Origin of the sequence: Polynucleobacter sp. AP-RePozz3-80-G7, assembly GCF_018882145.1 — a bacterium.
In the GTDB taxonomy this organism is placed as follows: domain Bacteria; phylum Pseudomonadota; class Gammaproteobacteria; order Burkholderiales; family Burkholderiaceae; genus Polynucleobacter.
The window spans coordinates 147,559-167,762 of the sequence record NZ_JACVPC010000001.1; the positions used below are offsets into that span (position 1 = coordinate 147,559).

The 20,204-nt window shown below is 46.1% G+C and carries 17 protein-coding genes and 1 riboswitch; of the genes, 4 read left to right on the forward strand and 13 right to left on the reverse strand.

Annotated features, from left to right (window positions below; genetic code table 11):
- Positions 1-7 precede the first annotated feature (7 nt).
- The 7 genes from ICE90_RS00800 to ICE90_RS00830 all read right to left on the reverse strand — a co-directional run bounded on the left by ICE90_RS00800 (position 8) and on the right by ICE90_RS00830 (position 8,507).
- Positions 8-1,147: an efflux RND transporter periplasmic adaptor subunit gene (locus ICE90_RS00800; RefSeq protein WP_216155565.1), complete on the reverse strand. Its 1,140-nt coding sequence runs from the start codon at positions 1,145-1,147 to the stop codon at positions 8-10.
- A 169-nt stretch (positions 1,148-1,316) separates the two neighbouring features.
- Positions 1,317-2,855 (reverse strand): efflux transporter outer membrane subunit, encoded by a 1,539-nt coding sequence (locus tag ICE90_RS00805; RefSeq protein ID WP_215321138.1) that lies wholly within the window; start codon positions 2,853-2,855, stop codon positions 1,317-1,319.
- Between the two features lie 128 nt (positions 2,856-2,983).
- Positions 2,984-4,816, reverse strand: coding sequence for a glutamine--fructose-6-phosphate transaminase (isomerizing) (glmS, locus tag ICE90_RS00810; protein ID WP_216190624.1), 1,833 nt, complete (start codon positions 4,814-4,816; stop codon positions 2,984-2,986).
- Positions 4,816-6,339: a bifunctional UDP-N-acetylglucosamine diphosphorylase/glucosamine-1-phosphate N-acetyltransferase GlmU gene (gene glmU, locus ICE90_RS00815; protein WP_216190625.1), complete on the reverse strand. Its 1,524-nt coding sequence runs from the start codon at positions 6,337-6,339 to the stop codon at positions 4,816-4,818. Before glmU ends, glmS begins: the two co-directional genes overlap by 1 nt.
- Entirely contained in the window at positions 6,336-7,244 is a 909-nt protein-coding gene (gene ttcA, locus ICE90_RS00820; protein ID WP_215321141.1) for a tRNA 2-thiocytidine(32) synthetase TtcA, read from the reverse strand. The genes glmU and ttcA overlap by 4 nt, the downstream gene beginning before the upstream one ends.
- A gap of 23 nt (positions 7,245-7,267) precedes the next feature.
- A complete protein-coding gene (locus ICE90_RS00825) occupies positions 7,268-7,663 on the reverse strand; it encodes a dihydroneopterin aldolase (protein ID WP_215321142.1) in 396 nt (131 codons plus the stop codon).
- 22 nt (positions 7,664-7,685) lie between these two features.
- Positions 7,686-8,507 carry an SDR family oxidoreductase gene (locus ICE90_RS00830; RefSeq protein WP_216155311.1) on the reverse strand — a complete coding sequence of 274 codons (822 nt, stop codon included), beginning with the start codon at positions 8,505-8,507 and terminating at the stop codon, positions 7,686-7,688.
- A gap of 25 nt (positions 8,508-8,532) precedes the next feature.
- On the opposite strand from ICE90_RS00830, the gene ICE90_RS00835 reads away from it, so the two are divergent.
- Positions 8,533-9,720, forward strand: a complete 1,188-nt coding sequence (locus ICE90_RS00835) for a class I SAM-dependent methyltransferase (RefSeq protein ID WP_216190626.1) — start codon at positions 8,533-8,535, stop codon at positions 9,718-9,720.
- Positions 9,721-9,727: 7 nt separating this feature from the next.
- Here ICE90_RS00835 and ICE90_RS00840 read toward each other — a convergent pair whose 3' ends face one another.
- From ICE90_RS00840 to ICE90_RS00850, 3 genes are read right to left on the reverse strand one after another with little or no spacing between them, the layout of a single operon-like run.
- The gene (locus tag ICE90_RS00840) at positions 9,728-10,858 is read right to left on the reverse strand and encodes a polynucleotide adenylyltransferase (RefSeq protein WP_216190627.1); all 1,131 of its coding nucleotides are present in this window, start codon (positions 10,856-10,858) and stop codon (positions 9,728-9,730) included.
- Complete coding sequence (locus ICE90_RS00845; RefSeq protein WP_216190628.1) at positions 10,858-11,766, reverse strand: complex I NDUFA9 subunit family protein; 909 nt, start codon at positions 11,764-11,766, stop codon at positions 10,858-10,860. The genes ICE90_RS00840 and ICE90_RS00845 overlap by 1 nt, the downstream gene beginning before the upstream one ends.
- 36 nt (positions 11,767-11,802) lie before the next feature.
- Positions 11,803-13,761, reverse strand: coding sequence for a transglycosylase SLT domain-containing protein (locus ICE90_RS00850; RefSeq protein WP_216190629.1), 1,959 nt, complete (start codon positions 13,759-13,761; stop codon positions 11,803-11,805).
- Between the two features lie 93 nt (positions 13,762-13,854).
- Here ICE90_RS00850 and ICE90_RS00855 point away from each other — a divergent pair, with 93 nt between their 5' ends.
- Positions 13,855-14,472, forward strand: a complete 618-nt coding sequence (locus tag ICE90_RS00855; protein WP_255533259.1) for a 5-formyltetrahydrofolate cyclo-ligase — start codon at positions 13,855-13,857, stop codon at positions 14,470-14,472.
- Between the two features lies 1 nt (position 14,473).
- Here the strand turns inward: ICE90_RS00855 and metF are convergent, their stop codons facing one another.
- The 3 genes from metF to metK form a co-directional block, all read right to left on the reverse strand.
- Positions 14,474-15,304, reverse strand: coding sequence for a methylenetetrahydrofolate reductase [NAD(P)H] (metF, locus tag ICE90_RS00860; protein WP_216190631.1), 831 nt, complete (start codon positions 15,302-15,304; stop codon positions 14,474-14,476).
- Between the two features lie 37 nt (positions 15,305-15,341).
- Complete coding sequence (gene ahcY / locus ICE90_RS00865) at positions 15,342-16,787, reverse strand: adenosylhomocysteinase (RefSeq protein ID WP_215322366.1); 1,446 nt, start codon at positions 16,785-16,787, stop codon at positions 15,342-15,344.
- Between the two features lie 61 nt (positions 16,788-16,848).
- A riboswitch (S-adenosyl-L-homocysteine riboswitch) is annotated at positions 16,849-16,961 on the reverse strand.
- 67 nt (positions 16,962-17,028) lie between these two features.
- Positions 17,029-18,195, reverse strand: a complete 1,167-nt coding sequence (metK, locus tag ICE90_RS00870; RefSeq protein ID WP_215321150.1) for a methionine adenosyltransferase — start codon at positions 18,193-18,195, stop codon at positions 17,029-17,031.
- A 203-nt stretch (positions 18,196-18,398) separates the two neighbouring features.
- On the opposite strand from metK, the gene ICE90_RS00875 reads away from it, so the two are divergent.
- Complete coding sequence (locus ICE90_RS00875; protein WP_215321151.1) at positions 18,399-19,259, forward strand: lysophospholipid acyltransferase family protein; 861 nt, start codon at positions 18,399-18,401, stop codon at positions 19,257-19,259.
- A 23-nt stretch (positions 19,260-19,282) separates the two neighbouring features.
- Positions 19,283-20,182: a lipid A biosynthesis acyltransferase gene (locus ICE90_RS00880; RefSeq protein ID WP_215321152.1), complete on the forward strand. Its 900-nt coding sequence runs from the start codon at positions 19,283-19,285 to the stop codon at positions 20,180-20,182.
- Positions 20,183-20,204 lie beyond the last annotated feature (22 nt).

The window sequence follows — 20,204 nt, forward strand, 5'->3', positions numbered from 1 at the left end:
CTGCTATTTATTCCTGCGGCTTTGGATCGGGTGAGTTAGCTGGCTGCACTTTGTTGTTAATAATCAACGGCGTGCCATTCTTGAGTTTGAGTTGGCCACTAGTAACCACCGTTGCGCCCTCATCAACACCCTTCAAAATAGCCACTTGATCACCACGAGTTAATCCAGTCGTTACAAATACCTGTTGTGCCTCAAGGGCTGGATTGCCTTGCTTATCTTTCTTGCCGGTAGGTTTAGCAATAAAGATGGTCGAGCCATATGGGTTATAAGTAACTGCTGTCTGAGGCAGGGTCAGGTATTTCACTTGATCACCTAGCTTGATATTCACATTAGCAAACATGCCCGGCAAAATTTTCTTATCCGGATTAGCGAGTTGCGCCTCCACTTGAATATTGCGTGTATTGGTATCGACCTTTGGACTAACAGCAGTAATCTTGCCTGTGAAGCTTGCATCCTTAAATGCATCGGTAGTCACCTCAACCTCTTGGCCAACCTGAATGAGTTCGGCATTGTTTTGCGGTAAGTTGAAATCTACAAAAATAGGATCCAAGGTTTGTAGCGTTAGTAACTTATCGCCAGGGTTTACATACTGCCCTGGATTGATAGAAACAATACCTACACGACCACTAAATGGCGCTTTGAGGTTTTTCTTGGCTACTAAAGCAGTTTGTTGCTCAACCTGCGCTTGTTTTGATTTGGAATCAGCAGCGCTCGTATCAAATACGTTCTTACTAATTGCCTGAATTGCTAACTGCTGTCTATCTCGCTCATTAATGACTTTAGCTAGATCAGCCATTGCTTTTAAAGAATTCAGCTGAGCTACATCAGATGCATCGTTTAATTTAATGAGGAGTTCCCCCTCTTTAACGTCTTGACCTGACTTAATGGGTACAGTCTGCACTAAGCCGCCAATCTCAGTGCTGAGCTCAACACCCCTAAATGCACGGACATTACCTACGCTGGTTAATTTAGGCTGCCATTCTGCATTTGTAATCACCAGGGTGGATACCGTTGCAGGAGGCAATCCCATGCCCGCAATGAAATGCTTAATCATGAAAGTCTTCAGCTGATTGAAAGCGAAGATCAGGCCCAATAATAAAAATACACCGCAAAGCATGATGGTCATACGACGTTGCAAGGGCTCCATTGCCATGAGCTTTTCATGAGCCTTGGTACCGCGCCATTTTTGACCCATGCTCGCCCAAAAGGCCCTGGTCTTTTCCCACAGAGCAATTGCTCTCTCACGTAATTTCCATTCAATTGCTTTACGTTGCATCCATGCCCACAAGGCAAGAACCAAAGCAACGAGCTTGTTCTTAATTTGTTCCAGAAGTTTCATTTTGATCTTTGTTCGCTATGTCTTTTGGTTTAAAAGCAGGGCCTTCACGATTCCACCAGCCGCCACCTAATGCTGCAAATAAAGCTGCCGTATCTGAGAAGCGAGTTGCTTGTGCTGCAACAGATTTCACTTTTGCTTGCTGATACTGATTTTGGTAATAGAGCACTGCTAAATAACTGGCTGTACCGAGTTTGTACTGTTGCTGCACTAAGTCCAGAGTTTCGTAGGCATAACGCTCTGCATCTGAAGCTGCCTTGAGTGCCTGTGCACCAGTCTCTAGTGCGCGTAATGCATTGGCTACTTCTTGGAATGCATTTAAGACGGTTGCTTGATATTGAAATGCTGCTAGCTCGTAGTTCGCAATCGCGCCACGACGTTGCGCCAGCAAAGCACCACCCTGAAATAAAGGCTGCAAGATGCCGCCACCCAAACTCCATAAGGCAGAGTTCGGCCCAAACAGCCCACTAGATGTCAGCGCGGCCGCACCAATAGATCCCGTGATATTAAATTGCGGCAATAAATTGGCAGTTGCAACACCCACGAAAGCATTCTGCGCTTTTAACTGGGCTTCGGCTGCCCGCACATCAGGGCGCTGACGCACTAAGCTAGATGGGACCGATAGAGGCAGCTTCTCTGGCAAATGCAAATTAGCCAAATCAAACTTTGCAATATTGGCGTTGCTCGGAATCTCTCCCACTAATACTGCCAATTGATTGCGTGCAAATGCGAGATTTCTTTCGTAGTTAAAGAGATCCACTTGAGAGTTCGATACCAAGGTACGCTGTGAAGTGACGTCTACTCTAGAAACCGTACCAATGATTAACTGCTTTTCAGTGACTTCAGCAAGATTCGTTTGAGCCTTCAGAATTTCTTCTGTGGCCTGCATTTGTGCACGAAGCGCAGCCTCTTTAACGGCGCTTGTTACTACGTTAGCCGTTAACGAAAGATAAGCGCCCTCTAATTGAAACTGTGCAACTTCTGCTTGCGCGCGCGCACCTTCAACCGCTCTCCGAGCTCCGCCAAACACATCTAACTTGTAAGTCACATTAACTGTGGCGTTGTAGAGGTTATAAGTATCAGAACCGTAGTTCATGCCATATACGGCTGAAGGTTGTTTCTGTCTTATGGCATTTGCACCAACACCAATCGCTGGAAAGTATTGGCCGCCAATCTGTGCGTTGACATTTTCTTGCGCAGCACGCAATGCTGCGTCTGCTGCACCTAAATTTGGATTTTGCTCAAGCGCTCTTTTAATCAGCGCATCAAGCTCAGGAGATTTATAAAGCTCCCACCATTGCGCCCCTATATCTGCACCTTCAACAAACTCTTGATCTGTACCACCTGGCACACCAGGCGCAGTAGCGAGCTTCTTAGCTAGAGGGGTTTCAGTATAGGAAGATGTGTTGGGCGCCTCGGGTTGCTTAAAGTCTGGACCGACCGCGCATGCAGAGAGAGCTAGCGCACAAATTAGCGGAAGCAATTTCAAACCTGAAAGATGGGGTATCGACAGAAACATAAGTTACAACAAATATCCTCTTTTACAAGGGTTATTTGACCACAGAAATGCAATCAGAGCTTCGTAAAGCCCTGATTTATCTACTGAATTTTGTTCACAACTTTAGATGAATGTCAAACAATCGAAAATTATTCGACCGTAACACTCTTTGCAAGGTTTCTGGGTTTATCAACATCAGTGCCGCGTACGCAGGCTGTGTGATAAGCCAATAGCTGTAGTGGCACTACATGAAGGATAGGCGAGAGATTGCCGTAGTGCTCTGGCAATCGAATGACATGAATGCCATCGCCATTAACAATCTCAGTATCTTGATCGGCGAATACATAGAGCATGCCACCACGCGCTTTGACTTCTTGCATATTGGATTTGAGCTTCTCCAATAAGACGTCATTAGGTGCAACAGTAACAACCGGCATCTTGTCTGTAACTAGAGCAAGCGGCCCATGCTTTAACTCACCTGCTGGATATGCCTCAGCATGAATATAAGAAATTTCTTTGAGCTTTAATGCACCTTCAAGCGCAATTGGGTAGTGCATTCCACGCCCAAGGAATAACGCATTTTCACACTTAGAAAAAGCATCGCTCCAGGCAATGATTTGTGGCTCAAGCGCCAGTACTGCATGAAGTGCTTTCGGTAAGTGGCGCAACTCACGGAGTAACTCCTTTTCTTTCTCAGGAGATATTCTGCCATCGCGTTTAGCAATCGAAACTGCTAAGAGATAAAGCGCTAAAAGCTGCGTAGTAAATGCCTTTGTTGAGGCCACTCCAATTTCAGCACCAGCCTTGGTCAAGAAATGCCAATCGGTTTCACGGACCATGGCGCTACTGGCAACGTTACAAATAGCCAATGTAAAGCGGTGACCCAAACTCTTGGCATGACGCAATGCTGCCAAGGTATCTGCTGTCTCACCAGATTGTGAAACCACCACAATGAGTGTTTTTGGATTAGGTACGGTTGTGCGATAGCGATACTCACTAGCAATTTCTACTTGTGTTGGAATACCAGCTATATCTTCTAGCCAATATTTAGCAACACATGCGGAGTAATAACTTGTGCCACATGCCAATATTAAAATCTGCTCAAAAGCTTTCCAATCTTCTGGCTTTGCTTCAAATAGCCCAGGACCAAAGTCAGCGATATTGGCAAGCGTGTCGCCAATTGCTCTAGGCTGCTCAAAGATTTCTTTTTGCATGTAATGCTGATAAGGGCCAAGATCAACTGAGTCAGCTTGAGCAGGCATAGGCTTCAGCTCTCTTTGGGCGACCTTACCAGCTTGATCAATTACCTCAACGGAATCTGCCTTAAGCACGGCGACATCACCCTCTTCCAGATACATCATGGAATGAGCACGTCCTGCTAAAGCCAAAGCATCAGAGGCTAAGAAGTGCTCATGGTCGCCAATAGCAACCACTAGAGGGGATCCAACGCGAGCGCCTACTAAAGTGCTTGGATTATCTTGTGCGATCACACCAATAGCGTATGCACCATGCAACTGAGGAAGCACTGCTCTTACTGATGCCGCAATATCCTTTTGGCCACTAGCAACATATTGCTGGTGAATTAAATGGGCGATAACTTCGGTATCTGTTTCAGAGGTAAACACATATCCAGCAGCTTTTAAATCTGAACGCAGAACTTCATAGTTCTCAATAATGCCGTTATGTACGACAGCAATTAAGTCGTTTGAAGTATGTGGGTGTGCATTTTGGGTATCTGGCTTGCCATGGGTAGCCCAACGTGTGTGTGCAATACCCAGGGTGCCGAAAAAATCTTTACCTTGCTCACCTAATTCAGAAACACGTGCGGTAGTTCGAGCTCTTTCGATGGGGTGCTTGGCATCCTCGCCATTAATGACCGCAAAACCACAAGAGTCATAACCACGGTACTCTAGGCGACGTAAACCCTCAACCAAAACATCAACAATATTTTTATGGGAGGCCGCGCCAACAATACCGCACATTATTTTTTACCCTTTGCAGTTTTTTTAACCGTCTTCTTGACGGGCTTATCCACAGCCGTCTTTACTGCTGATTTTTTAGGGGTTGCTTTCTTGATGGCAACTTTTTTCACTGGTTTCTTTTCTTGCTTTACAGGGCGTTGCCACTGTAAGGAAATTTGTTTTGCTCTGGATACTGTAAGCTGATTGGCAGGCGCATCTTTAGTCAAGGTTGTTCCTGCGCCCAATGTTGCACCACGGCCAACACGCACTGGTGCAACCAACTGAGTATCAGAGCCAATGAAGACATCATCTTCAATAATGGTCTGGTGTTTGTTAACGCCATCGTAGTTACAAGTAATGGTGCCAGCACCAATATTGACTCGTGAACCAACAATGGAGTCACCAACATAAGCTAAATGATTAGCCTTGCTATTGGCTGCAATTTTGCTGTTCTTCACTTCCACAAAATTACCAATATGCACATCATTTGATAAATCTGCGCCAGGACGCAAACGAGCATAGGGGCCAATCAATGATTGATTGCCGACTCTTGCGCCGTCCACATGGCTATATGCATGAATAGCTACGCCTTTGCCGATCACGCTATTGCGAATAACGCAATATGGTCCCACCTTCGTACCAGCATCTAGAGTGACACAACCTTCAAATACGCACCCCACGTCAATTGATACATCAGTGCCGCACTCTAAGGTACCGCGCACCTCAATACGTGCAGGGTCAGCAAGCGATACGCCAGCATCCATTAATTGATGGGCAATATTGAGTTGATGCACACGCTCTAATGCGGCGAGTTGATCACGACTATTGACGCCAATCGTTTCAAACTCATCATCAGCTTGCGTTGTGCGAATCGGCACGCCATCTTTAACAGCCATGGCAATCACGTCAGTCAAGTAGTACTCGCCCTGTGCATTGCTGGCGCGTAAAGACTTGAGCCACCTCTTTAATGAGTTCGTTGGCAATACCATGATGCCGGTATTAATTTCTTGAATCGATTTTTGTGCAGGCGTCGCATCCTTCTCTTCGATGATCTCTTTCACAGAACCATCTGCATCACGAACAATCCGGCCGTATCCAGTTGGATTGGCAAGGTTTTGAGTTAGGAGCGCGAGTGCACTGTCTTGACCGCGAACACCATCAGCTAACTTCGCTAATTTGGCTAGTGTCTTTTTTGTAGTGAGGGGAACATCGCCATATAAAACTAAAGTGGGCTCTTGAACATCTAATTTAGGCAAGGCTTGCAATAGCGCATGACCCGTTCCTTTTTGTTCAGCTTGCAGCGCAGTGCTTACTTTGTCAAAGCTTGGGTCTTCCTTGCTTGTGTTTAGCAAGAATGTTTTTACATCTGCTGCGCCATGACCAATCACTACAACGGGGCCAGATTTAGACTTCTTGTCTTGTAGTGAAAGCGCGGTATTGAGAACGTGTTGGAGCAGGGGCTTGCCTGCGAGAATTTGCAGGACCTTGGGCAGCGCGGATTTCATCCGCTTTCCTTGCCCAGCAGCCAAAATGACGATATTCATAAAGGGGGATTATAAGTCCCCTGAATCATGGTTCCACAGGCTAATTCATCCAATTCGGCCTCATCAATTGCCCTGTCGCCAGAAGATCTAGCAGCAATACCCGCTAACTCCGTGGAAATCTCCAGATTTTTGAAATCAAAAGCTTCGCCATCCATCAAATGGGAGGGGACAATGTGATGCATAGAGCGAAATAAGTTCTCTACCCGTCCTGGATGCTTTTTTTCCCAATCGCGCAGCATTTCTTTCATGACCTGACGCTGCAAATTAGGCTGACTTCCACATAAATCACACGGAATAATCGGGAAGTTCATGTCTGCCGCATAACGTTCAAGCAGTTTCTCGGGGACATATGCCAAGGGGCGAATCACTATATGTTTGCCATCATCTGAGCGCAACTTGGGCGGCATCCCTTTTAGCTTGCCCGCATAAAACATATTGAGCATCAAAGTTTCTAGAATGTCATCACGATGATGACCTAAAGCAATCTTCGTTGCGCCCAACTCATCCGCCACACGATACAAAATGCCACGACGCAAGCGTGAGCACAATCCACAAGTGGTTTTACCCTCTGGAATAACGCGCTTCACAATGCTGTAAGTATCTTGTTCTTCAATGTGATACTGAACACCTAAACTCTTCAAATAATTGGGCAAGATTTCAGCGGGGAAATTAGGCTGCTTCTGATCTAAGTTCACTGCAATAATTTCAAAATTGATCGGTGCGCGCTCTCGCAACTTCATCAGGATATCGAGCATGGCATAGCTATCTTTGCCACCCGATACACACACCATCACTTTGTCGCCCTCTTCAATCATGCCAAAGTCGCCAATGGCCTGACCTACCAAGCGACAGAGTTTTTTCTCTAGCTTATTTTCTTCGAAGACCACTTTACGAATATCGCCCATAAGAGTTCTTTTCTAAATTCTATTTAAGAAGTCTTGATACGAAATACTTCAACACCCACAGAGTGGCAATCAGGATAGACATCCGGCTTAGCAGTGCTCACACGCGCAGCCAACACCTTTGGGTGTAACAACATTGCCGTCACGATGTCATCGCAAAAGGTTTCCTGTAAATGAATATGCCCCTGAAAGGCCCGAGCCTTAATAGTTTCACGCATGAAGTCGTAATCGACCACCTCATCCAACTGATCATTGGTTGGCGTATTCATTTCAAGGGGAATATATAAGTCCACATTGAGTATGACGCGCTGCTCTGCTTTTTTCTCAAAGTCATGAACTCCGATGTTGATATAAATCTCATAGTCCCGGAGAAATAAACGGCGACAGTCGACAAGGGCGGGATGAGAAAGAATAGCGTGCATGTATATTTGCTTTTTAAAATACTTAATTAGTTTTGAACATCACATCACGTGATGATGGCAATAAATGTTGCCCGCCGTCTACATATAAGGTAGTTCCGGTGATGGCACTAGAGTCAGCCAAAAATACGGCTGCCTTTGCAATATCTGCAGGCGATGAGGATCTACCTAGCGGCGTCATTTGATGGGCCTTGGAAAAACCATCCATTGTTTGATCACCTGATGGCAAAGAGATTCCGGGCGCTAATCCAACGACTCTTAGATGAGGCGCAAAATCCATTGCCAATAATTCAACGGAAGAAAGTAACGCTGCTTTAGACAATGTGTAAGACAAATAATCTGGATTAGGGTTAATCAACTTTTGATCTAGCAATTGAATTACTACTGGAATCAATGCTGAGATCGTATCGGATGTATTTGGCTTACTTTTTTGAAACTCAAACATCATCTGAGACAACAAAATTGGTGTAGTCAAATTGACTTGCATATGGTCTTGCAAACTTTTCCCACTTAACGGGGTGCTGGAGTTGGCGCGGTCATATTCAAAGATAGACGCGCTATTTACTAAGCAGACCAAATTAGGGAATGTCTTGCTAATAGCTAAAAAAAGATTTTTAGTGGCGACCTCATCAGCCAAGTCCGCCTGGAAAGCTTGGGCTTTCACACCCATCATTTCGATTTCTCTGACAGTTTCTTGGGCCTCCTGCTCAGATCGCCCATAATGAACGGCAACATCCCAGCCCTGACGGGCAAACTGCAAGGCAATTTCGCGACCTAGACGCTTTGCGGCGCCAGTCACTAAAACTGCTTTTCCTTGCTGGGATAGGGGCTTTGAACTAGGGTTCAATTAAATTCTCTTAGACTAGCGAGCTATGGATATTACCTTGACCAGCCTTGAAACGGAGCATAGTGCTCTTCTAAAGGCCAAAATAGCCTCTCAAATCGCCCTAAAGGGCGGCTGGCTGCCATTCTCTCGCTATATGGAGATGGCTTTATATGAGCCCGGAATGGGTTATTACAGCGCTGGCGCTCACAAACTAGGTGCCGGCGGCGATTTCACTACTGCCCCGGAATTAAGCCCCCTCTTTGGCGCAGCTATTTGCTCTACTCTCTTGCCAGTGCTCGAGGGGTTAAGGGGAAAAGGTCTTCCCACTCAACTCCTGGAGTTTGGCGCCGGGACGGGCAAGCTCGCCACTTCAATACTCACTCGTCTTAATGATCTCGGCTTTCATTTGGATCGCTACGACATTATCGAAATTTCACCTGACTTAGCCCAGAGACAACAAGAAAGAATTGGAGGCTCCGTTGGGCTACTCAATCTTAAGACGCAATGCAATTGGTTAACGGAGTTGCCTGAAAATTTCAAAGGCATCATTCTGGCCAATGAAGTGATCGATGCCATTCCTTGTGATGCCATCATTTATCAAAATGGATTTTGGTATTGGTACGGTGTTGCATTTGAAAACGATAAGCTCATTTGGAGGGCAGGCTTGCCAGTCGAGCAACAACTACTTCCTAAAGGCCTTCTCAGCGGCAACTTCTCAGAAGGCTATATCACTGAACTACACGCGCCAGCAAATGCATGGATGCAACAGGTTGCAAAACATTTAGATGCCGGCCTATTCCTCACGTTTGACTATGGCTTTCCAGAAAGCGAGTATTACCACCAGCAAAGACTTGAAGGCACCTTAATGGCCCACCATCGCCATCATGCAATTCAAGATCCATTTCATCTACCTGGTCTTTGTGATTTAACAACACACGTTGAATGGTCGCAAATTGCTCGTAGCGCATTGGCTGAAAATGTAGATGATGTATATCTTACAAACCAGGCTGCGTATCTATTGGATGCTGGTATTGGTGAAATTGCTTTAGAAATTGGCGATCCAAGCGATCCAGAAACCTTCCTGCCAATCTCAAATTCTTTGCAAAAATTATTGTCTGAAGCAGAGATGGGCGAACTCTTTAAAACTTTTGCATTTTCTAAGAAATTAGAGAGCCTACTACCGGGATATGTACTTGAAGATCTGCCAGGTCTACGCGGCAGAAATAGGCTGTAGAAGTTTTTTAAGCCGCTAGAGCAGCAGCAATTGCAGACAACCGAGCAGACTCAAATGCACTACCAATGCGCTCACCATTAGATCGATCTTCTGCAGCAACCCCAGCAATTATTTCGGCGGTATTGATGGCTTGAGTGGTGCGCATTGCATTGATCAAAGGGGAAACAGGCATTCCCAATTTGTCCGCAAGATTCAAAAGTGCTTGGGCTCGATCTGGCTTACGCCAAACATCTGCACGGTTGAACCAAGCTAAAACATCTACTGCCTGATAAGCAGTATCGGAATATTTCTTGACCAAGACCCTCAGATCGCTGAATATTTCACTGAAATCTCGCACATCAATTGGCATGCGTACACATTCAGCCCATGAACGAATTTCATTTGCAGGTAAATTCATTAAGACAATTGCGCAGCGCTCTTCAATACTATTTCCAGCTAAGGAAAAACAGACGATGAGCTCTTCGCGAAACGATTCCTCAGACAGCTCGGCAGTCAATCTAGGCGCCAATACTGTTTTGGCTGCGTCAGCATCTAATAAGACTTGAAACAAGCGCATCGGCCTAGAGGCAACCAAGCCTCTAGCCAGCTCCTGCCAAATACGCTCTGCGGATAAAGCATTTAACTCACCTGATTGAGCGATCGCTTTTAAAGCACTGAGCGTTTCAGCAGCAACACTAAATTCGGGGAAGCGCGCAGCAAAGCGAGCAATACGCAAGAGACGCAATGGATCTTCTGCAAATGCATCTGACACGTGACGAAATACTTTGGCAGCTAAATCTTCTTGGCCGTTATAAGGATCAATAATCGGCCCAAATGGCTTTCCATCAGCACCTACTTCTTGCGCCATCGCATTGATTGTTAAATCACGACGCTCTAAGTCTTGTTCCAGAGTGACGGAAGGATCGGCATGGAAGTTAAAGCCTTTATAGCCCTTACCAGTCTTGCGCTCAGTGCGCGCCAGTGCATATTCAGCCTGCGTCTCTGGATGCAAAAACACTGGGAAATCTTTGCCCACCGGACGAAAGCCCTTAGCAATCATCTCTTCTACGCTGGAGCCCACCACAACATAATCAATGTCGTGCACAGGCAAACCCATGAGGGTGTCCCTAATGGCTCCGCCTACTGCGTAGATTTTCATTACTGCATACCCTCTAGGCTGCGACGACTCATTTTGAATACTTCCAGCAACGCATCAACACTATTCACTGGCAAAGTATTGGGCACTTGCATAGAGGCAATATTGTCACGAGACATCAATGTAGGGCCGGGCAAGTATTCAAATGCCAATGCTTGCAGATAACCCACAAAAGCTGGTACAGGAATAATGAGGCACGAGGTTTTAGCCTTACTTGCAGCAAACTCAACAATCTCTTTCATGGTGTAAACCGTTGGGCCAACTAAGTCATAGGAATGACGAATTGTTTGAGGCATCGATAAGGATTTAACAAATGCACTTGCAACATCATCTACGCTCACCGGCTGAAACTGCGCCTGGGAATTGGCTAAAGGCATGGCCGGAAATAACTTAGTCAACTTAGAAAACAAATTAATAAATTGATCTTGGGCGCCAAAGATGACAGAAGGTCTAAAGATGGTCCAATCTAAATTGCTGGCCTTCACTGCAGCCTCGCCATCACCTTTGCTGCGCTGATACATCGATGGGCCATGAGAATCGGCACCCAATGCACTCATATGTAAGTAGCGTTTTAAGCCATGCAACTGCATTGCGGTAATAATATTTTTAGGAAGCTCCACATGGGCAGCCTTAAATACTTTTCCATAAGGCTTGGCAGGCTTATCGTGTAGCACGCCGACCAAATTGATCACAGCACCATTTTGCTTAATGCGCCCACAAAGGCTCTGCAGCTCATCAAACTCATGAACATCAGCCTCTTCGACGTGTACCTGGGGCAACATACGCAATTCACGTGCAGCACCCAAATGACCCGTTGGAACCAGCGCGGAATAACCAGCTAGCTGAAGCTGTGCAGCAATTACACGCCCCACAAATCCATTGCCCCCGATTAAAAGGATGTCATATTTCATAAGAAGCTTTCTTTGCTTAGCTAGGTGATTGATTGTTTAAGGAAGCTCAGATTGAGTAGCAGCCTTCGGTGTAATGACACCCAAGCGCTGCTTTAAAGATTGCGGCTGACCACTCATCACCGATGAATAGTAATTTGCATTAGAGAGTACGTTCTTCACGTATACACGTGTCTCAGTAAATGGAATAGTTTCAGCAAAAATAGCCCCCTCTGTTGGGCCAGATAATTTTTCCCGCCAAGCCTTTGAACGCGAAGGGCCTGCGTTATAGGCTGCGGAAGCCAAAACCCAAGATCCATCTAAATCGATCAAAACCATATTGAGGTAATTACTACCTAAAGTTAAATTGGTATTCGTATCGCTCAATTTGTCATTGGTGTAATTGGCCATCCCAATTTTCTTGGCTACGTACTTTGCAGTATTCGGCATCACCTGCATTAAGCCAGAAGCACCCACAGAAGAGGCAGCATTCATAATGAAGCGCGACTCTTGACGGATCAAGCCATAAGCCCATGCAAGATTGAGATCAATTTGGCGCGCAATCGGAGATAGCTCCTCTTTGTACGGAGTTGGGTAGCGCAAGCTAAAGTCGTGCTCTTGCTTGGTACGATCGGCAGTGTTGACGACGCGGTCATATAAATTGATTCGCTTTGCATACTCGGCAGCGGCCAACAATTGCTTGTCAGTCATATTGCGTAATTCCCAATTCCACTCACGATTACCCTCAAATCGAAGATTCATGGCATATAAGCGTTCGCCCCGAATAAAGCCTTTGCGGCTGGCCATCGCATCTATCTCCTGCTCAGTCACTTTCGTTTTAGCAGGCGCATTATTGGATTTTCCTAATTCTTCGCGCGCAAGCTGGCCATAAAAATTGTATTGATCGGCAATCAACTCAAAACTGTCTTTGGCATTTGCATCTTGGCCTTCGGCCTTTAATGCGCGGCCATACCAATAGGTCCATGCGGGATCTTTAGCACGCACTGCCAGGTTCATGCCATCAATCGCATTTTTAATTAAGGTCCAATCTTTAGCACGCAAGCCTGCGCGCACTTTCCACTCTTGTGACTCGACTGAAAGAAGCTCGTTATAGCCTAGCTCTTGTTGCAAGCGGTAGGCATCATCCGCATTAGGATCTAATTTCTTGGCTAAAAATTGTCCAATCACGCCCCAAGCAACGGCCTGGTTTTCTTTGCTATAGCGTGAAGCGTTTTGAGAAAAGTCGCGATAGGCCTTTGCTGGATCAGCCTTTGCAGCTTTAACAATATCGGCTATCGGATCTTCACCACCAAGACGTCGTGCCATGGTGTCGTAGCCTTTCTCACTCGCCGCACGCCCAATAGCTTTGGCCTCACTTGGGGATATACCACCTGCAGCAACTAAAGATGGAACCAATTCTTGGCATGCTTGTCCAAAATAGCTTGGGTCCAATAACACTGCTCGTGCATCAATGGCTAATTTAGCTGGGTTTTCGCCTTGAGATAATTTAGACAACAAGGAATAGCACTTCACTTGTGTATCGTCATCCAATACAAACTTAGCGTACTCCACATCAAAGCGTGCCCAGTCTCTACGCTTACCCAAAACCAATAACCAATCATTACGCATACGGTCAGCCAATGCTGTACCTTGATATTGATTTAAGAATGCGACTACTTGAGCATCTGCGCCATAGTCATTACGTGCACCGCCAGCACTATCAAATAATTGCGGCTTAATTCGGAAGTAGGCTACATAGTCATCAAATGGGTAATTAGCCAAATTAGATGAAAGTTGCTGCGTACGAAATACATCATTCTTTTTTGCAGCTTCGCGCAAATCGATAAATATCCGATCGGTATCGGTAATTTCAGCAGGGGCTACCTTGCTTTCATAAGACTTAGGCAGGCTTGGCTTCTTCAGCTTTTCGGCATAGGAATTGAACGCGCCTAGGGCTAGGCCCAAAACCAGAATTTTGGCCCATCCAAGGTATTTGCTGTTTACTGTTACAAACTTCATTCTTCCAATCCAACCCTATCTCTATTTGCAAGGCTAGAGGCCTGGCAGCACTTGATTACTATATCCTTTAATTTTCGCCTGATAATGGTCGATATGCACGGTAATTCACCAAAAACTCTTCGCCAGAATTTATTAAAACAACGCAATGAATTTACTTCTGGGAATAGCTACGCCTCTGCAAAAGCAGGTCTAATTGCAGGTCTCAATCATTTTTTAGTCGATGAGGGCAAATCCATTCACTCAATCGCCCTTTATTGGCCCATTCAAGATGAAATTGATTTACGCCCAACTTTATTAAGCTGGATGAAGAATGCCCCACAGCGTCACTTAGCACTGCCCTATGCGCGTCCAGATAAGCATCTTGATTTCTACGAGTGGCAGGAGGGGGATGCATTAATTCCAAGCGCGCACGGCGTGCCTGAGCCCAGCCCAGAAAACACCGCCAGGCCACAACTTATTCCTGACTGCATCCTAATTCCGTGCGTAGGCTGGTCTAGCTCTGTTGTGAGCGGAAAAGCAAACTACTGGCGACTAGGCTATGGCGGCGGGTATTTTGATCGAACCCTAGCCCAACTACGAAAAGATAATCCAAGCCTCATTTGCATGGGGATTGGATTTGATTGGCAAAAATTAGATGATTCTCAATGGGCCGCTCAAACACATGACGAGCCCTTGGATATGCTATTGACGGAGTCTGGCTTACTTAGTTGATTTACTTCGTTAAGTCCAAATTGTCTGCAATCGCTAAAACTGCATCAGCCTGATTTAGCGAGTAGAAATGAATGCCAGGTGCACCGGCAGTTAACAACTGATCACACAAGTCGGTCACTACTTCTTCACCAAATGCACGAATAGACGCAATGTCATCACCGTAGGATTGAAGACGTAAACGAATCCAGCGTGGAATTTCTGCGCCACAGGCATCAGAGAATCGCAGTAATTGGCTGCTATTGGTAATCGGCATAATGCCGGCAATGATCGGCTGTGTAACGCCTAATTCATAAGCCTCGTCGACAAAGCGAAAGTACGCATCGCTATTGTAAAAATACTGAGTGACAGCAGAGTTTGCACCCGCCTTCATCTTTTGCACAAAGAAATCGATATCACTAGCAGGCGACTTTGCCTGTGGATGCGTTTCTGGATAAGCAGCTACATCAATATGAAACCAATCGCCTGTTTCTGTGCGAATAAATTCAACCAATTCATTGGCATGATGAAACTCACCATACTGACCCATGCCAGATGGCAAATCACCGCGTAAAGCCACAATGCGTTTCACACCTAAGGCTTGATATTGCTTGAGCATCTCGCGCACGCTTTCACGTGAGCTACCGACACAAGACAAATGGGGAGCAACAGCTGCACCAGCAGCATGAATATCGCTCACCACTTTTAATGTGCCAGACTGAGTAGAGCCACCGGCACCAAAGGTCACGGAATAAAAGGCGGGCTTGAGCGTTTCAGAAAAACGCTCGCGCACCAGGTGCAACTTACTCTCACCTTCAGGTGTTTTTGGAGGGAAGAATTCGACGCTTAATTCCATGATTTTGGGCCTAGGGATCTATTGAACAGTGATTGGATTAATAACGATAGTGGTCAGCCTTGTATGGGCCTTCCTTCGTTACGCCAATGTAAGAAGCTTGCTGATCAGACAACACTGTTAACTCTGCATTCAGAGTCTTGAGCTGTAAACGGGCAACCTTCTCATCCAAATGCTTAGGCAATGTGTAAACGCCGACTGGGTATTTATCTGTACCGACTGCATTCCACAATTCGATTTGAGCAATCACTTGGTTTGCAAATGAAGAGCTCATTACGTATGAAGGATGTCCTGTACCGCAACCAAGGTTAACCAAGCGACCTTTGGCCAAAATGATGATGCGCTTTTCAGGCTTGCCATTAGCGGCTGGGAAAATCACATGGTCAACTTGTGGCTTGATCTCTTCCCACTTGTATTTCTCAATACCAGCAACATCAATCTCATTATCAAAGTGGCCAATGTTACAAACGATAGCTTGATTCTTCATCTTAGCCATGTGGTCATGTGTAATCACATGATAGTTGCCCGTTGCAGAAACAAAAATGTCCGCTTTATCAGCAGCGTAATCCATCGTCACAACACGGTAGCCTTCCATTGCAGCTTGCAATGCGCAGATTGGATCTACTTCAGTCACCCAAACCTGAGCTGATAAAGCGCGCAATGCTTGGGCTGAGCCCTTACCCACGTCGCCATAACCGCAAACTACAGCAACCTTACCGGCCACCATTACGTCAGTAGCGCGCTTAATTGCATCAACCAAGGACTCGCGGCAACCATAGAGATTATCGAACTTGCTCTTGGTAACTGAGTCATTTACGTTGATTGCAGGGAACTTCAAGTCGCCCTTAGCAAACATTTGATACAGGCGATGTACGCCAGTAGTGGTTTCTTCTGTAACGCCTTTAACTTTTTCTAAGCGTGTTGAATACCAAGTTGGATCTTGCTCTAATTTTTTCTTAATGGCTGCGAACAAAATAGTTTCTTCTTCGCTAGTTGGATTATTCAAGCAAGCTTGATCTTTCTCAGCGCGTGCACCAAGGTGCAACAACAAAGTAGCATCGCCGCCATCATCCAAAATCATATTGGTGTAGCCGCCATCAGCCCACTCAAAAATGCGGTGAGTAAAGTCCCAATACTGCTCAAGGGTTTCGCCCTTGATCGCAAATACTGGCGTGCCATTAGCAGCGATTGCAGCGGCAGCATGGTCTTGTGTAGAGAAAATATTGCAAGACGCCCATTGAACTTCAGCACCGAGCGCTTCAAGCGTCTCGATCAATACCGCAGTTTGAATAGTCATGTGCAAAGAGCCAGTAATGCGTGCGCCACGCAATGGCTGTTGTGCAGCAAATTCATCGCGAATGGCAATCAAGCCAGGCATCTCAGTTTCAGCAATAGCGATTTCTTTGCGGCCAAAGTCAGCCAAAGAAATATCAGCAATTGCGCAACGAGTTGCAACAAAGTTATTTAAGTCAGTTACGGTATTCATTAATGCTCCAGCTAAATACGATCCAATGCTGGAGTAGAAACTCGCTAGCCATTGAATCATGGGTTAGCGAGCGCGGTTGCAATTAGCAAACTCTGGGGGTTACCTTAGAGCCCACTCCCTTCAAGCCTGGGGAAGTGCTGGGTCTCAGCATTCCTTGCAACGCTCCTTGAAGATATGCCGTAATTGTAAACAATTACGGCATATTTCGCCTCAATACACCTACAAACTGCGTATTTCCTGCTTACAGGCCTGCTGCGGCACGTAATGCGGCTGCTTTATCTGTTTGCTCCCAAGTAAATTCTGGCTCTTCACGACCAAAGTGGCCATAAGCAGCAGTCTTTTTATAAATTGGGCGCAAGAGATTCAACATCTTCACAATACCTTTTGGACGCAAGTCAAAGTGCTCAGAAACCAATTGAGCAATCTTCTCATCAGAAATCTTGCCAGTACCAAATGTGCTCACCATAACTGAAGTTGGCTTAGCAACACCAATCGCATAAGAGATCTGAATTAAGCACTTGCTAGCTAAACCGGCAGCCACTACGTTCTTCGCAACATAACGTCCAGCGTATGCAGCAGAGCGGTCAACCTTAGAGGGATCTTTACCGGAGAAAGCGCCACCACCGTGAGGGGCTGCACCGCCGTAGGTATCCACAATAATTTTGCGACCAGTTAGACCGCAATCGCCTTGTGGGCCGCCGATAACGAAACGACCTGTTGGGTTAACTAAGAAGTTAATTGCACCTTTGATCAAATGCTTAGGTAATACTGGTTTAATGATTTCTTCAATAACTGCTTCACGTAATTTTTCGAGAGAAATTTCTTCATCGTGTTGAGTAGACAGCACAACAGTATCAATAGAATCAGGCTTGCCATCCACATAACGCAAGGTCACTTGTGACTTCGCATCAGGACGCAACCAGTTCAAACGGCCATCGCGACGCAACTGTGATTGACGCTCAACCAAGCGGTGTGATAAGTGAATTGGCAAAGGCATGAGCTCAGCAGTTTCATCACAAGCGTAACCAAACATGAGGCCTTGGTCACCAGCGCCTTGGTCCAAGCCGTCATCATGCGCTTTATCAACGCCTTGAGCGATATCAGGGCTTTGCTTGTCGTAAGCAACCAATACTGCACAACCTTTGTAGTCGATGCCGTAGTCAGTGTTGTCATAACCAATTTCACGCAAAGTGTTGCGAGCAACTTGGATGTAGTCAACATTGGCGTCAGTAGTAATTTCACCAGCCAAAACCACCAAGCCGGTGTTGCACAAAGTTTCCGCTGCAACACGTGCAGTAGGATCTTGAGCCAAAATGGCATCGAGAATCGAATCAGAGATTTGGTCTGCTACTTTATCGGGGTGACCTTCAGAAACAGATTCTGAGGTGAAGAAGTAATCATTTGCCATTGCATATTCCTTTAATAATTAACACGATCATTGGGACAACTCGACGTGCCAGGAACTACAACGGCGACGCTTTAGCAGAATTTATGAATCGCCCTGCAAGTTGCCTTAACTCAGCGATGAAGCAATTTTATCTGAAAAGTACTTAATTCAGCAAATCAACCTGAAATCCACACACTCAGAGCGTCATTGAATATCATTAGGGGGTGCGAAAACTCCTTCTCAAGCTCTGCCTTAATGCGATTGCCGTGCTTCCTCTTGCGCTTGTGCAAGTGATTGGGGCCTGTTTAGGCATGTTGGCTTACCTTGGCTCCAAGCAATATCGCTCACTCTTTAGACCCCAATACGAAGCGGTAGTTGATGCACGGGGTCTGACATTCAAGCTTTGGGATGCAGTAAGAGCCTCTGGAATGCTGTTTTCAGACAGCTTGTGGATTTGGCGCAACCCTGCAAAAGCACTGAAATTAGTGGAAGTGCAAAACTGGGATGTGGTTGAAGCGGCGATCGGCGAAGGGCATGGCTTAGTGATGCTGACTCCTCACCTCGGTGGCTTTGAGATCATTCCACGTGTTCTCGCACAGCATTTCCCAGCAACGATTCTCTATCGACCTTCACGCCAAGAATGGCTCAATGAAGTAGTGGAAGAAGGCCGCGCCTATCCAAATATGCATTTCGTGCCGACCAACCTCAATGGCGTGCGCCAAATGACTAGAGCGCTCACCCGAGGCCAAGCGATTGGCATTCTTCCAGATCAAGTGCCTAGTGGTGGCGAAGGTGTTTGGGTCCCATTCTTTGGGCGTCCTGCTTACACAACGCCACTACCAGCGCGTCTAGCTAATCGGAATAACACGCCAGTAGTCATGTTTACCGCTAAGCGCAAAGGTATTGGCCAAGGATGGCTCATGCAGGCTAATCGCCTTGTGCCTTTATCTGAGGATGCCAATCTTGCCGCTGCAGAACTCAACGTTGCAATTGAAAATGCAGTTCTGGTCGCGCCAGAACAATTCATTTGGTCATACAACCGCTATAAGCATCCTGCCGGTGCAGAATTGCCCCCAAGCAATTAAATAAATTCGCTATCATTTTTGAAATGACCTGGTTACAAAACCTCTTCAATTTTTTGGCGCTCAGTCTTTTGCGCCTCTTTGCCTTCCTGCCTTATACGATTACCGTCCATGTGGGCTATGGCCTGGGCTGGCTTGCTGCCCATACCCCAAACAGCCGCACCCACGTAGTGAAAACCAATTTACGCCTGTGCTTTCCCAATCTCAGCGAAAAAGCAATTGATGATCTGGCGACTGAGCACTGGAAATTATTTGGCCGCAGCGTATTAGAGAGAAGTCGCATCTGGTTGGGTAGTGGCAAACAAATTACCGATATCGTCACCATTGCATCAGCGATTACTTTGGGAGATCGCAAGCCACGCCTACTGATTAATCCACACTTTGTTGGACTTGAAGGCGGCTTCATGGCACTTTCCGTCTTAGCCAATCAACACGACTGGCCACGTGGCGCAGGACTTTATCAAAATATGAAGAACCCATTCTTCAATCAAAAAATGATTGAGTGGAGAAATCGCTTTGGCGGAAAGTCCATTGAGCGACAGAGCCGCTTACGTGACCTGATTCGTGAAATTCAAACAGGCAACTTTATTTTCATCGCCCCCGATATTGACTTGGGTCCACGTGACTCTATCTTTGTGCCCTTCTTTGGCATACAGACCAACACCATTACCTCAGTCTCCCGCCTGGCAAGACTCAGTGGCGCTGAAGTATGTTTAATGACAACTACCTTAAACAAAGACCGCAAGGGCTATACCTGCCATATTAGTGAGCCATTGCCAAACTTCCCTAGCGATGATGTTGAAAAAGATACTGCTCGCCTAAATCGATATATCGAGGAACTTGTTCGAGAAAGACCAGCAGAGTACTATTGGGTTCATAAGCGTTTTAAACACAGGCCTGAAGGCGAACCTAGTCTTTACGATTAAACGGAAATATTTTGAGCACCAA

What these genes read in the sequence shown, in the direction of transcription:
- ICE90_RS00800 (WP_216155565.1), bottom strand. Translation starts at nt 1,147, where the DNA reads ATGGAGCCCTTGCAACGTCGTATGACCATCATGCTTTGCGGTGTATTT.
- ICE90_RS00805 (WP_215321138.1), bottom strand. Translation starts at nt 2,855, where the DNA reads ATGTTTCTGTCGATACCCCATCTTTCAGGTTTGAAATTGCTTCCGCTA.
- glmS (WP_216190624.1), bottom strand. Translation starts at nt 4,816, where the DNA reads ATGTGCGGTATTGTTGGCGCGGCCTCCCATAAAAATATTGTTGATGTT.
- glmU (WP_216190625.1), bottom strand. Translation starts at nt 6,339, where the DNA reads ATGAATATCGTCATTTTGGCTGCTGGGCAAGGAAAGCGGATGAAATCC.
- ttcA (WP_215321141.1), bottom strand. Translation starts at nt 7,244, where the DNA reads ATGGGCGATATTCGTAAAGTGGTCTTCGAAGAAAATAAGCTAGAGAAA.
- ICE90_RS00825 (WP_215321142.1), bottom strand. Translation starts at nt 7,663, where the DNA reads ATGCACGCTATTCTTTCTCATCCCGCCCTTGTCGACTGTCGCCGTTTA.
- ICE90_RS00835 (WP_216190626.1), top strand. Translation starts at nt 8,533, where the DNA reads ATGGATATTACCTTGACCAGCCTTGAAACGGAGCATAGTGCTCTTCTA.
- ICE90_RS00840 (WP_216190627.1), bottom strand. Translation starts at nt 10,858, where the DNA reads ATGAAAATCTACGCAGTAGGCGGAGCCATTAGGGACACCCTCATGGGT.
- ICE90_RS00845 (WP_216190628.1), bottom strand. Translation starts at nt 11,766, where the DNA reads ATGAAATATGACATCCTTTTAATCGGGGGCAATGGATTTGTGGGGCGT.
- ICE90_RS00850 (WP_216190629.1), bottom strand. Translation starts at nt 13,761, where the DNA reads ATGAAGTTTGTAACAGTAAACAGCAAATACCTTGGATGGGCCAAAATT.
- ICE90_RS00855 (WP_255533259.1), top strand. Translation starts at nt 13,855, where the DNA reads ATGCACGGTAATTCACCAAAAACTCTTCGCCAGAATTTATTAAAACAA.
- metF (WP_216190631.1), bottom strand. Translation starts at nt 15,304, where the DNA reads ATGGAATTAAGCGTCGAATTCTTCCCTCCAAAAACACCTGAAGGTGAG.
- ahcY (WP_215322366.1), bottom strand. Translation starts at nt 16,787, where the DNA reads ATGAATACCGTAACTGACTTAAATAACTTTGTTGCAACTCGTTGCGCA.
- metK (WP_215321150.1), bottom strand. Translation starts at nt 18,195, where the DNA reads ATGGCAAATGATTACTTCTTCACCTCAGAATCTGTTTCTGAAGGTCAC.
- ICE90_RS00880 (WP_215321152.1), top strand. Translation starts at nt 19,283, where the DNA reads ATGACCTGGTTACAAAACCTCTTCAATTTTTTGGCGCTCAGTCTTTTG.